Origin of the sequence: Listeria farberi (assembly GCF_014229295.1) — a bacterium.
Classification (GTDB): Bacteria; Bacillota; Bacilli; order Lactobacillales; family Listeriaceae; genus Listeria; species Listeria farberi.
In genome coordinates this window covers 1,213,641-1,227,168 of record NZ_JAARZL010000001.1, presented here as the reverse complement: position 1 = coordinate 1,227,168, position 13,528 = coordinate 1,213,641, and the positions used below count along the sequence as shown (strand labels likewise).

The window sequence follows — 13,528 nt, the reverse complement described above, 5'->3', positions numbered from 1 at the left end:
GCGGCTAGCAAATGCTGTCAAAGGAGAAACATGAATGAACAAAATCATAGAAGTAAATAATGTTAGTTACCATTATGACAAAGAACATGCCTTAGAAAACATTCATTTTCAAGTGGAAAAAGGCAGTTTTACTGGTTTAATCGGCCCTAACGGCTCAGGTAAATCAACCATGTTAAAATTAATCCTTGGCGTACTCAAAAAACAACAAGGAAGTATAGCTTTATTTGGAGAAAAACAAGCAGATTTTAAAGATTGGGTCAAAATTGGCTTTGTTTCTCAAAAATCCAATGCTTTTAATTCCGCTTTTCCTGCTACTGTGAAAGAAGTCGTTGCAAGTGGTTTAACAAAGAAAAAAGGCTTATTTAAAACCTTGAATAATCAAGATAAAGAAGCTATTGATTATGCTTTAAAACGAGTTGAAATGACTGATTATCTACATCGCAATATTGGCGAACTTTCCGGTGGTCAACAACAACGTGTTTTTATCGCGCGTGCATTAGTTAGTAGACCAGAGCTTTTAATTTTAGACGAGCCGACTGTTGGAATCGATGTAGAAAATGTAAAAGCATTTTATGAGCTTTTAGCAGAATTAAACCGGACAGAAGAAATGACGCTTTTACTTGTAACGCATGATTTAGTTGCAGTGAATACGTATGTTAATCATGTTATTAGTATTAATAAACGAATTATTTTTGACGGTTCAGCCCATGAATACCAACATTATTTGGCCGACCGCGAACTTGAAATATTAGCAGAACAACGTAGAAGGGAGGATGCTTGTCTTGATTGCGACGCTTCTCCAGTATGATTTTATTCGTAATACATTTATCGTTGGTATTGTTATTGGTGTTATCGCTCCACTGCTCGGAAGTTTTATCGTTGTAAGAAAGCTTTCGTTAATGGCAGATGCACTCAGTCATGTGACATTGGGTGGGATTGCAGTTAGTTTATTCTTAAGTAAAACTTATTTGCCACTAGCAGCACTTAATCCGTTATATCTTGGTTTTGGTTTTTCCGTAGTGGGCTCTTTATTAATGGAGAAATTACGCACCGTTTATAAACATTTTGAAGAACTAGCCATTCCGATTATTATGTCGGCTGGTATGGGTTTTTCTGTTATTTTTATTTCTTTAGCCAATGGATTTAATACTGATTTATTTAGTTATTTATTTGGTAGTGTAAGTGCCGTGAGTCGGACTGATATGATTACGATTGTTGTTACAGCAATCATCGTATTTATCGTTATATTATCATTATACAAAGAGCTATTTTTGTTATCATTTGATGAAGAATATGCAAAAGTTTCCGGCTTGAAAGCTAAAGTATTCGATATTATTTTTATGGTTTTAGTCGCGCTTGTTATTGCGTCTTCCATGCGAATCGTTGGTATTTTACTTGTATCATCGTTAATGACTTTGCCAGTTGCAGCAGCGATTCGGATTGCCAAAGGATTTAAACAAACTATCTTACTTTCAATTTTATTTGGTGAAATTGCGGTTATTGGTGGTTTATTTACAGCCTATTATTTAAATTTAGCTCCAGGTGGGGCAATCGTCATTATTTCTGTTTTACTTTTAATCATCACCATTTTATATCAAAAAATACGTCAAAAAATATTAATTTCAAAACGAGGTGAGGAAAATGGGACTTACAGCAACTGAAGCACTCATGAAGATGAAGGAAAAAGGCTATAAACATACAGATAAACGTGAATTTCTAATTAACTTACTAGCTCGTAAAAATAAATATTTAACAGCCAAAGATGTGTTAGAAAATATGAAAGACGATTTTCCAGGAATTAGTTTCGATACAATTTACCGTAATCTCTCTTTATTTGTTGAGATAGGTATTTTTGAAGAAACAGATCTTTCTGGGGAACGAAATTTCCGTCTGGCTTGTACACACGAGCATCACCATCATCACTTTATTTGCATGAAATGTGGCAAAACAAAAGAAATTATGATGTGTCCAATGGATTTTTTAACTGAAGCTTTACCTGGTTACCAAATTGACGGTCATAAATTTGAGGTTTACGGTGAATGTCCAGAATGTTTACAAGCCTCTTAATAGAAAAAAAGGTCCCCATTCAGGACCTTTTTTTATTTTGGAGATAATGTTCATAGTTATTTCATATTTGTTTCTTATTCTCGACACTTTTTATCGTTAAAGTAATAAGTAGCCGAAAGATGAAGGAGAGGAACAGTTTGATAAAATTAAAAAAAGTGATGATTTCCCTCGTAGCAGCAACACTACTTTTACTCGCTGGGTGCGGAAGTAGTGCTGTAGTAAAAACAGATGCAGGAAATGTCACACAAGACGAGTTATATGAAGCGATGAAAACGACTTACGGTAATGAGGTCGTGCAACAACTTACTTTCAAAAAAATCTTAGAAGATAAATACACTGTTACTGAAAAAGAAGTAAGTGCAGAATATAAAAAATACGAAGAACAGTATGGTGACTCATTTGAATCGACCTTATCGTCCAATAATTTAACAAAAACTTCTTTCAAAGAAAACTTAGAGTATAACCTTCTAGTTCAAAAAGCAACAGAAGGAAATATGAATGTAAGTGAAAGTAAACTAAAAACATACTACAAAACATGGGAGCCAGACATCACTGTGCGTCATATTTTAGTAGATGATGAAGCAACAGCCAAAGAAATTCAAACTAAATTGAAAAATGGTGAGAAATTCGCTGACTTAGCTAAAGAGTACTCAACAGATACTGCAACTAGCACAAATGGTGGGCTTTTGGATCCGTTTGGCCCTGGAGAAATGGATGAAACATTTGAAAAAGCAGCCTACGCACTTAAAAATAAAGATGATGTAAGTGGTATTGTTAAATCAACTTACGGATACCACTTGATTCAATTAGTGAAGAAAACAGAAAAAGGCACTTACGCAAAAGAAAAAGCAAACGTAAAAGCAGCCTATATAAAATCTCAATTAACTTCTGAAAATATGACAGCTGCCCTTAAAAAAGAATTAAAAGCAGCTAATATTGATATTAAAGATAGTGATTTAAAAGATGCATTTGCTGACTATACAAGCACGTCATCTTCTAGTTCAACATCCACATCTAATTAAGTTACTTCGGTTCCACCAATAAAAAAGCCCTTTACTGGTTTTGATTCCCGTCAAAAACACACTCCAGTAAAGGGCTTTTCTATATGATCAAACGAATAACAGCCATTGATATAATTCCTACAACAACAATCCACATTAAATTTTTCGTTAAAATAGCTGTAATGATAGTTGGTAAGGTGGCAAGTAGGTTTTCAATATTAATGCTAGGAAAACTCCTTTCGTTTGTAATGAGAAGACTTTGAACGAAAAGAGCAGTCAGTATGCATAAAGGTACATAAGATAAATAGCGAATCACAACACTGGGGAGTTGCAGCTTTCGAACAAAGATAAAAGGTAAGACACGTGGAATAAATGTCACTAAACCACAACCTAAAATAACTAGCAACGTATAATTACTTATTGCCATTTTTCAATTATCACTCCAATCAAACAACCAAGTAATGTAGCTGCTAAAATGGCTAATTCTGGTGTCATAAAACGCATAAACACGATTAATAAAATCGCAACCATTAACATAATAACTAAACTTGTCGCGATTTTTTTACTTTTATCGCTAACCACTTGTAAATAAAGCAAACCAATAAACATTGCCGATAACGCAAAATCAAGACCAAACTGTTCTGGATTTGGTAACCAATTCCCAATGAAAGAACCTAAGATACAAGCTGCTATCCAAGCTATATAGGCAGTTACATTAATCCCGTGCATCCATTTTGCGCTAACTGGTTTTTTATTGCCAATTTGATTCATTGAAACGCCAAATGTTTCATCCGTGAGAAGCGCTCCAATCCCAATGTTATTCAAAAGGGAATACTTTTTAAAATGAGGAGCTTCTGCCATACTCATCAAAAAATGCCGTGAATTAATTAAAAAAGTAGTAAAAATAATGGCTGACATAGGACTTTGTAATAATAATAATCCTGAAATAATAAACTGAGCAGCTCCAGCATAGACGATAATTGCGAGTAAAGTTACTTCTAAGACGCTTAAGTGAGAAGCTCTTCCAACAACACCAGCAGCTATACCAATACCGGCATAACCTAGTACAGTTGGCAAACAAGCCTTCACACCATCATAAAAACTAAGTTCGATTTCTTTTTCCAAAAAAACTCCCCCCATTAAATTAAAACTAGGAGCCTTAATGTTAGGCTAAAAGTTATATATTTTTTTACTAAAAGGTCAAATCTCTCACACGAACCTAAGACGCATTTCCACGATATGTGTGCTCGTTCAAATTTTAGTTTTAATTTTCTAATCATACCACTTTTCTAATAGGAAATCACCTGAATAATGCACAAAAAAACCACCTGCAAAAAGCGCAAGTGGTTAAGTTATTATTTTTCTAAAATAGTTGGTTCGCTTGGTGGAATCGAGCGGATTGCAAGGAATACAAAGATCATACTTACAACCATATTGATTTCCATTCCAAAAGGAACAATCACTTGTAAAGCCTCCATAACCAACGTGAAAACAGCTGCTAATGTAATACTGTAAGAAGCTATCATCCAGTTTTGACGGAAAGCAATACCCGTGCGACCAAAACCAGAAAGAATAAATCCAAATAACGCATAAAGAGCTACTCGGAAGAAAATCGATCCAAGCGTAAAGAAGAATAGGACAAGTAAGGCAATAGGAATAAAGTATTTCGCTAGAGATTCAATAGAAGAATACAAATCAACTAAATCAGCTTTATTACTAATTCCAGCAGTTTCATAACTTACAGATTGAGAAACACCAGCAGCAGTTATATAAATACTATCTGACAAAAAAGCTACAGCGCTATCATAAGAAGAAATTTTATTATCCACATCATCTTTATCTAAAGTTCCAGAGGCATCAAAATAAATATGTAATTCATCTTGGTCAATAGAGATTGGTATATTTTTGACAGTGTCATCTGTTAAGACTAATTTCCCGTCAGTTACTTTAAAAGCAGGAATTTCATTTGTCATGGTTTCTTCGCCGACTTTCAGCGCATTTTTTGTCGTAACGTTTGTAAAATATGCTAATGGAAGGAAAGTAACAAATGATAAAACAATAATGTAGACGATACTTTTTCTGATCTTATCATTTCGAAACGAAGCAATATCCGCAGGGGAATACAAACTCTTCCAGAAGCGTTTAAAAATATTCATTCTTTTTTCAACACCTCACCTAATGGTTTAACTTTTCATTTTCCGGGAAAAAGATACATGTATGTGCAAAAGAGCGTAATTTTTCCACCTAAACTTAATCATAGCTTGAAATGAATGCAAAATCAATATTGAAACATCACTGAGCAGAAAAATTGCAAGCATTTCTAGGTCGTGGTAGGCTAAATGGTGTAAAGAAAAACGTTATTTATGGCGTTAACTAGTTCTATAGAAATAGGATGTGTATCTTTCGCCTTATAAGTAATTTCTTTTCACGTAAAATAAAAACAATACAAGGAGGAATTTTTAATGACTTACGAATTACCTAAATTACCTTATACTTATGATGCTTTGGAGCCGAATTTTGATAAAGAAACAATGGAACTTCATTATACAAAGCACCACAATACTTATGTAACAAAACTAAACGAAGCGGTTTCAGGTCACCCTGAACTTGCAAGTAAACCAGTGGAAGAATTAGTTGCTAACTTAGATAGTGTTCCTGAAGATATTCGCGGCGCTGTACGTAACCACGGTGGTGGTCATGCTAACCATACTTTATTCTGGTCTATTCTTAGCCCAAATGGTGGCGGTACTCCAACTGGTGAGTTAAAATCTGCTATCGAAAGCGAATTCGGCACATTTGATGAGTTCAAAGAAAAATTCAACGCAGCAGCTGCAGCACGTTTTGGTTCTGGCTGGGCTTGGTTAGTAGTTAATAACGGTAAATTAGAAATCGTTTCTACTGCAAACCAAGATTCTCCACTAAGCGAAGGAAAAACTCCTGTACTAGGCTTAGATGTTTGGGAACATGCTTATTACCTTAAATTCCAGAACCGTCGTCCTGAATATATCGACACATTTTGGAATGTTGTTAACTGGGATGAAGCTAACAAACGCTTTGACGCAGCTAAATAATAATAGAAAGGCTCACTTCGGTGGGTCTTTTTTTATTTCTAATGAATTTCTAATGAACTTACAGTGGAAAAATGATGCTTTTTCAGCTACAATAGGGAAAGGTATTATTGAAAAGTGAGGTAACTTTGCGTGAAACTAAATTTTAGAAAAAAGAAAAGAGATTCCACTAAGAAAAAACGCGCCATCATTCCATTACGTTTAAATATTCTATTCTTTATAATTTTTATATTATTTTCCGTGTTAATTTTACGACTTGGTATTGTGCAAATTGTGCAAGGAGATACGTACAAACGTCAATTAGAAGAAACAGATAATGTGACCGTTTCTAAGAATGTTCCGCGTGGCAGTATTTATGACCGAAATTACAATTTGTTAGTGGGTAATTCAGCAGTCAAATCGATTACCTACACCAGGAGCCAACAAACAGAAACTTCAGAAACACTTCACGTAGCTCAAACATTACAAAAATTAATTACAGTTGAACCAGAAAAACTAACCGAGCGCGATTTAAAAGATTATTGGATTTTGACACATCAAACCGAGTCTTTAAATCGTCTATCTGCAAAAGAACAAGCACTTGAGTCTTCTAAGGCCTATAAAATCCAAGTAGAAAAAGTAACAAAAGATGATATAGCTAGCCTAACAACAGAAGATTTAAAAGTAGCAACCATCTATAAAAAAATGACGACAGGCTACGCAATGACTGAGTCCGTTATTAAGAATAAGGATGTAACGGATGAAGAAATTGCTCGTGTTAGTGAAAATATGGATAGCTTACCAGGTGTTGATACAACTACAGACTGGAATCGTTATTACACTTATGATGAAACGTTACGTTCTATTTTAGGCTCTGTTTCGACAGCAAAAGAAGGGTTACCAAAAGACAAAGCTGAGTATTACTTATCTCAAGGATATAGTCGCAATGACCGTGTCGGTAAGAGTTATTTAGAAGCTCAATACGAAAGTGTTCTAGCTGGGTCAAAATCCCAATCAGAAAGCGTACTTGATTCTAAAGGAAATATTATCGAGACCGTAAGTAAATATGAAGGTTCAAAAGGAAAAGACTTAGTTCTTTCTGTAGATGTAGAATTCCAGAAAGCTGTAGAAGATATTTTACGTAAAAATATTAAACAAGGTAAACAATATGCTGGTTCTGACTTATTTGATCGTGCATTTGTAGTTGCAATGGATCCATATTCTGGAGAAGTTCTCGCACTTGCTGGTCAAAAATTAAATGACAAAGGAGAGTTTGATGACTACTCCTTAGGGACATTCACCACTGCTTATGCAATGGGTTCCGCAGTCAAAGGTTCCACTATTCTAGGTGGCATAATGGACGGTGCAATTACAAATAAAACAGTATTCACCGACCAACCAATTGCCTTAAAAGGAACAAAACCGAAAAGTTCTTGGTTCAATAGAACTGGCGCTGGCAACCGGCCACTTGATCCAGTTGGCGCGTTAGAAATCTCCTCTAACTCCTACATGTATCAAGTAGCAATGAAAATGGGTGGCGCTAAGTATGTTCCAAATGGTCCACTAAGAGCTCCATTAAGTACATTTGATGATATGCGTTATTATTACAATCAATTTGGTTTAGGTGTTAAAACAGGTATTGACCTTCCTGGAGAACAAGTTGGCTACAAAGGGGACGACCAAACAATTGGTAAAATTCTCGATTTCGCCATTGGTCAATATGATTCTTATACACCGCTTCAAATGGCGCAATATGTTTCAACGATCGCAAATGGAGGTTCTAGAATTGCACCAAGTATGGTAAAAGAAATCCGCAATCCTAGTACAAATGGTGATTCTGTTGGAACTCTCGCAACGGCAAATGAACCAAAAGTTTTGAATAAAATCGGCGTTTCAGACAATGATATCAAAACAGTCCAAGAAGGTTTTTATGAAGTAACTCATGGATCAACTGGTACAGCAAGAACAGTCTTTACTTCCAGTGATTATGATGTTGCTGGTAAAACAGGAACAGCTGATGCTTTCTATGATGGACCAAAAGAAGGTAACAAAATGGCCAGTGTCTGGAATACAACGTTTGTTGGATACGCACCAGTTAAAAAACCAGAAATAGCGATTTCCGTTGTAGTACCTTGGATTTACCGTCCATACGGCACAGACCAAAAAACAAATATGAAGATTTCTAAAGAAGTATTTGATAAATATTTTGAACTAAAAAAAGAACGTGCTGAGTCTAATAAAGATGCTTCTAAAGTTGAACAACCAATTAACAATAAAGAAGCAGCTGCAAAAGCACAATCTGAACAAACCGAAAATTAATCTAAAAACCACTTTCATTCTTGCGAAAGTGGTTTTTTATAATCCAAACTGACAAACAATTAAAAAAATGGTGTCTAATATAGATAAAAAACTGCGAAATGGCTTTGTTTATGGTATGATAAAGTAAGTGTAAAATTAACCAGATTTCTGTTTTAAAGCAGAGGTACGAGGATTAAATTGAAGGAGGAATTGTAAACTATGACAAAAAGCTATCATGTCGCAGTTGTAGGTGCTACCGGTGCAGTTGGTACCCAAATGATTGAATTACTAGAAGAGGCGGCGACTTTTAAGATAAAGCAAGTTTCGTTCTTGTCTTCTATTCGTTCTGCTGGAAAAAAATTATCCTTCCGCGGGGAAGAAGTGACTATTCAAGAAGCTACACCTGAGAGTTTTGAAGGAGTAGATATTGCTTTATTTAGTGCTGGAGGTTCTGTATCTAAAGCACTTGCAAAAGAAGCTGTAAAACGTGGAGCTATTGTTATTGATAATACTAGTGCATATCGCATGGATCCTGAAGTGCCGCTGGTTGTTCCAGAAGTAAATGAAAAAGCGCTATTCGCCCATAAAGGTATTATTGCTAACCCTAACTGCTCTACAATTCAAATGGTAGCAGCACTCGAACCGATTCGAGAAGCTTATGGTTTAAATCGAATTATTGTTTCTACTTATCAAGCTGTTTCTGGCTCTGGAGTAAGTGCTATTAAAGAACTAAAAGACGGTAGCAGAGCGTTTTTAGATAACAAAGAATTCACGCCAGAAATCATGCCCGTTAAAGGCGATAAAAAGCATTATCCAATCGCATTCAATGCCTTACCACAAATTGACGTTTTCACAGACAATGATTATACATATGAAGAAATGAAAATGATCAATGAAACAAAAAAAATCATGGAAGACGATACTATTAAAGTTTCTGCTACATGCGTTCGAATTCCAGTTGTTAGTGGACATTCAGAAAGTGTTTACGTGGAAATAGAAGAAGAAAGGGTAAGTGCAAAAGATATTCAAAATGTACTTAAAACAGCTCCTGGTGTCGTACTTGAAGATGATCCTGCAAATCAAATTTACCCGCAAGCTATTCAAGCTGCTGGTAAAAAGGAAGTGTTTGTTGGTCGCGTTCGCGCGGACATCGATGATTCTAAAGGCTTCCATATGTGGATTGTATCCGACAACCTACTTAAAGGCGCTGCATGGAATTCGATTCAAATTGCTGAAAGCTTAGTCAAACTAGCGATTATTTAGAGGTGTAAGTAATGAAAATCATCGTACAAAAATTCGGCGGTACATCCGTCCAAAATGAAAAAATTCGTCTAATGGCTTTTAACCATATTAAAAATGCCCTTAAAGACGGCTATAAAGTTGTAGTAGTTGTGTCAGCAATTGGCCGTTACGGCGATCCTTATGCAACTGACACACTATTAGAACTAATAGGAGCAAAAGATACTAAACTAACTGCTAGAGAGCAAGATACGTTGCTGTCTGTTGGTGAAACTATATCAGCTTCTGTCTTTACTAATATGTTAAAAGAGGCAGACATTAAAGCAGAAGCATTTTCAGGTGGTCAAGCGGGTATTATTACATCTAATAATCACTTAAATGCAAAAATCACCGAAGTCGATACAAATCGCCTAAAAAAAGCGCTTGAAACACTTGATGTAGCTGTTGTTGCTGGTTTCCAAGGAATAACTGAAAATGGTGATATAACAACACTTGGTCGCGGTGGCAGTGATACTTCTGCCGCAGCTCTTGGGGTATCTTTACAAGCGGACTATATTGATATTTTCACTGATGTAGATGGTATGATGACAGCAGATCCTCGTATTGTCGAACATGCCCGTTCGCTTCCACGTGTCAGTTATAATGAGGTAAGTAATATGGCATATCAAGGAGCAAAAGTCATTCATCCACGTGCAGTGGAAATTGCAATGACTGCCAAAGTACCGATGCGTATCCGTTCTACTTACTTAGAAAGCACAGGAACTCTTGTCACATCTTTAGCGGATGATTCCGGTCATTTCGATGTAAAAGAACGAATGGTAACAGGAGTTGCACACGTTACAAATTTAACGCAAATTTTTGTAAAAACCGATACTGTAAAAGCACAACAGCAAACTTTCAAAATATTAGCAGATGCTGGCATTAGCCTAGATTTTATTAATATATCAACTGATTCTGTCATTTTTACAGTCCCAGAAGAAAAACGTCGCGTCGTCAAACAACTTTTAGAAGAAGCAAACTTACAAACAACGGTTCGTGAAGACTGTGCAAAAGTTTCTATCGTTGGTGCTGGAATAACCGGAGTTCCTGGTGTTACAGCAAAAATCGTAGGAGCGTTATCCGAAAAAAACATACCAATTTTACAATCAGCGGATAGTCATACCACTATTTGGGTATTAGTAAGAGAAGAAGACTTAATTTCGGCAGTTAACGCTCTTCATGACGTATTTTGTTTGGAAATTAAGTAAGGAGGAAATGAAAGATGGATTTAGGGAAAGTAATTACAGCAATGGTCACGCCAATTCACCCAGAAAAAGATAAAGTATGCAAAAAAAGAATTCATCATCTCGTGAATCACTTAATAGATAATGGATCAGATGGTTTAGTAATCGCTGGTACAACTGGTGAATCTCCAACTTTATCGCATGATGAAAAAATGAAATTATTCCGCCAAGTAGTGGAAACAAACGCAGGACGTGCGAAATTAATTGCCGGCACAGGTTCTAACAACACCGCAGAAACAATTGCTTTTACGAAAGAAGTAGCAGAATTAGGTGGCATTGATGCAGTTTTAGTCGTTGCACCGTATTATAACAAACCAAATCAAGATGGCTTATACGCTCATTTTGTTGCTGTTGCGGAAGCTTCTGATTTACCAGTAGTTATTTATAATATTCCAGGACGTAGTGTTGTTAATATCGAACCTGAAACAATTATTCAGCTCGCAAAATTACCAAATATCATTGGTGTTAAAGAATCCAGTGGCAACTTAGATAATATAAGTAAAATCATTGCTGAAACTTCTGATGATTTCCTCGTATACAGTGGAGATGACAGCTTAACATTGCCTATTTTGGCAGTGGGAGGAAATGGTGTCATTTCTGTTGCAAGCCATGTGATAGGAAATGACATGCAAGAAATGATTCAAGCGTTTGAAAGTGGGGACGTAAAAAAAGCAGCAAGTATACATCGCTCGTTATTACCATTAATGAACGGTCTTTTCTCTGTTCCAAACCCAGCCCCAACCAAATATTTATTAAATCAACAAGGTATTAGCGTTGGACCTGTAAGATTACCACTTGTAGATTTGAATGCTGAACAAGGAACGAAATTACAAGCTATATTAGAAGGACTTTCTAAATAGTTCAAAGGAGGTCTACGCTTTGACAATAAAAAAAGCGAAAAACATAAAAATCATTCCACTCGGCGGCGTCGATGAAAGTGGCAAAAATTTATATGTAGTAGAAATAGACGAAGATATCTTTATATTAGATGCGGGATTAATGTTCCCAGAAAACGAATTACTAGGAATTGATATTGTTATCCCTGACTTTAAATATTTAGAAGAAAATAAAGACAGAGTAAAAGCTATTTTCCTAACTCATGGTCATGAAGATGCAATTGGTGCGCTGCCATACTTACTTCAAAAAATCAAAGCACCTGTTTACGGTACTGAGTTAACCATTGCACTCGCAAAATCAGCGCTTAAAGAACATCGTAAACTACGCTTTAAAAATTTCCATGTCGTAAATGAAGAAACAACTTTATCTTTTTCTAAAATTGATGTGTCTTTCTTCCGCACAACGCATACAATTCCTGATTCCGTTGGGATTGTGCTTGAAACAAGCGAAGGATCTATTATTTATACTGGTGACTTTAAGTTTGATCAATCAGCAAAAGATGGATATGCTTCAGATTTAAGTCATATTGCTGAATTTGGTGAAAAAGGAGTGCTTGCTTTACTTTCAGATAGTTCAGAAGCAGAGCATCCTGGTACTACATCAAGCGATAGTTTAATAGAAGAAGAAATCAGACATGCTTTTAGAATGGCAGATGGTAGAATTATTGTTGCTTGCGTAGCTTCTAATTTAATTCGTTTGCAACAAGTACTTGAAGCATCCGTTGCCACAAAGCGTAAAGTTGCTATCGTTGGTAAAGAATTAGAACGTGTATTTGAAATAGCGGGCAGTTTAGGTAAAATTGTGATTGAAGAAGACTTAATCGTGCCCTTAAAAGAAATAAAAAAATATAATGATGAAGAAATCACTATTATTGAAACAGGAAATTTAGGTGAACCAATTCAATCATTACAACTAATGACTAAAGGTAATCACCCTCAATTTAATATTAAACCAGGAGATACTGTTTATATTACAACAACTCCGTCACCATCACTTGAAACGATGATGGCGAAGACAATGGATATGCTCTATAAAGCTGGAGCAAAAGTATTAACGATGAGCAATAATCTTTTTATCTCAGGCCATGCAAGCCAAGAAGATTTGAAATTAATGCTTAATTTGTTAAAACCAAGATATTTTGTTCCTGTTCACGGAGAATACCGGATGTTAATTAGTCATGCGAAATTAGCTCATGAAGTTGGTATGGCAAAATCAGAAGTATTTATTGTTGGTAAAGGTGAAATTTTAGAATATAAAAATGATAAAATGACTGCTGGAAACCGCGTCTATTCTGGGAATACATTGATTGATGGTTTAGGTGTGGGAGACGTTGGAAACATCGTACTAAGAGACCGTAAGTTGCTTTCTGAAGACGGTATTTTCATCGTAGTTGTTACGCTTAATCGTAAAACTAAAACAATTACTTCCGGACCAGAAATCATTTCCCGTGGCTTTATCTATGTTCGTGAATCTGAGCATTTAATTGAAGAATCATCCAAAGTCGTAACAAAAATCGTCGAAAAAAACCTACAAGAAACTGGCTTTGAATGGGCTAAATTAAAACAAGATATTCGCGATCAATTAAATCGCTATCTATTTGAGCAAACAAAACGACGTCCAATGATTTTACCAATCATTATGGAAGTTTAGTAGGAACTGCTGCACTTGAATGTGCGGCAGTTTTTTTCGTTTAAAA

The 13,528-nt window shown here is 35.7% G+C and carries 13 protein-coding genes; 10 read left to right on the top strand and 3 right to left on the bottom strand.

The annotated features are described in order from the left end of the window. Window positions 1–34: 34 nt before the first annotated feature. From zurA to prsA1, 4 genes are all read left to right on the top strand, one after another. Complete coding sequence (gene zurA, locus HCB38_RS06130) at window positions 35–808, top strand: zinc ABC transporter ATP-binding protein ZurA (RefSeq protein ID WP_185318787.1); 774 nt, start codon at window positions 35–37, stop codon at window positions 806–808. Then, window positions 783–1,661 (top strand): zinc ABC transporter permease ZurM, encoded by an 879-nt coding sequence (gene zurM, locus HCB38_RS06125; RefSeq protein WP_003766892.1) that lies wholly within the window; start codon window positions 783–785, stop codon window positions 1,659–1,661. Before zurA ends, zurM begins: the two co-directional genes overlap by 26 nt. After that, window positions 1,642–2,067, top strand: a complete 426-nt coding sequence (zurR, locus tag HCB38_RS06120) for a transcriptional regulator ZurR (protein ID WP_185318786.1) — start codon at window positions 1,642–1,644, stop codon at window positions 2,065–2,067. Before zurM ends, zurR begins: the two co-directional genes overlap by 20 nt. 137 nt (window positions 2,068–2,204) lie before the next feature. Beyond that, complete coding sequence (gene prsA1, locus HCB38_RS06115; protein WP_185607758.1) at window positions 2,205–3,089, top strand: post-translocation chaperone PrsA1; 885 nt, start codon at window positions 2,205–2,207, stop codon at window positions 3,087–3,089. 79 nt (window positions 3,090–3,168) lie between these two features. Here the strand turns inward: prsA1 and HCB38_RS06110 are convergent, their stop codons facing one another. From HCB38_RS06110 to HCB38_RS06100, 3 genes are all read right to left on the bottom strand, one after another. Next, window positions 3,169–3,495, bottom strand: a complete 327-nt coding sequence (locus HCB38_RS06110; RefSeq protein ID WP_185607757.1) for a branched-chain amino acid transport AzlD family protein — start codon at window positions 3,493–3,495, stop codon at window positions 3,169–3,171. After that, the gene (locus HCB38_RS06105) at window positions 3,486–4,193 is read right to left on the bottom strand and encodes an AzlC family ABC transporter permease (protein WP_185318783.1); all 708 of its coding nucleotides are present in this window, start codon (window positions 4,191–4,193) and stop codon (window positions 3,486–3,488) included. Before HCB38_RS06105 ends, HCB38_RS06110 begins: the two co-directional genes overlap by 10 nt. A 230-nt stretch (window positions 4,194–4,423) precedes the next feature. After that, entirely contained in the window at window positions 4,424–5,224 is an 801-nt protein-coding gene (locus tag HCB38_RS06100) for a DUF1189 domain-containing protein (protein ID WP_185637836.1), read from the bottom strand. 306 nt (window positions 5,225–5,530) lie between these two features. Between HCB38_RS06100 and HCB38_RS06095 the strand changes: the two genes are divergently transcribed. The 6 genes from HCB38_RS06095 (at window position 5,531) to HCB38_RS06070 (ending at window position 13,482) form a co-directional block, all read left to right on the top strand. After that, entirely contained in the window at window positions 5,531–6,139 is a 609-nt protein-coding gene (locus HCB38_RS06095) for a superoxide dismutase (RefSeq protein WP_185607755.1), read from the top strand. Between the two features lie 129 nt (window positions 6,140–6,268). Next, entirely contained in the window at window positions 6,269–8,434 is a 2,166-nt protein-coding gene (locus HCB38_RS06090; protein ID WP_185318780.1) for a peptidoglycan D,D-transpeptidase FtsI family protein, read from the top strand. A gap of 198 nt (window positions 8,435–8,632) precedes the next feature. Continuing rightward, window positions 8,633–9,676, top strand: a complete 1,044-nt coding sequence (locus tag HCB38_RS06085; RefSeq protein WP_185318779.1) for an aspartate-semialdehyde dehydrogenase — start codon at window positions 8,633–8,635, stop codon at window positions 9,674–9,676. Window positions 9,677–9,687: 11 nt separating this feature from the next. Then, on the top strand, window positions 9,688–10,899 hold the full coding sequence (gene dapG, locus HCB38_RS06080) for an aspartate kinase (RefSeq protein ID WP_185318778.1): 1,212 nt from the start codon (window positions 9,688–9,690) through the stop codon (window positions 10,897–10,899). 14 nt (window positions 10,900–10,913) lie between these two features. After that, entirely contained in the window at window positions 10,914–11,795 is an 882-nt protein-coding gene (gene dapA, locus HCB38_RS06075) for a 4-hydroxy-tetrahydrodipicolinate synthase (RefSeq protein WP_185318777.1), read from the top strand. 19 nt (window positions 11,796–11,814) lie between these two features. Next, window positions 11,815–13,482 (top strand): ribonuclease J, encoded by a 1,668-nt coding sequence (locus HCB38_RS06070; RefSeq protein ID WP_185318776.1) that lies wholly within the window; start codon window positions 11,815–11,817, stop codon window positions 13,480–13,482. Window positions 13,483–13,528 lie beyond the last annotated feature (46 nt).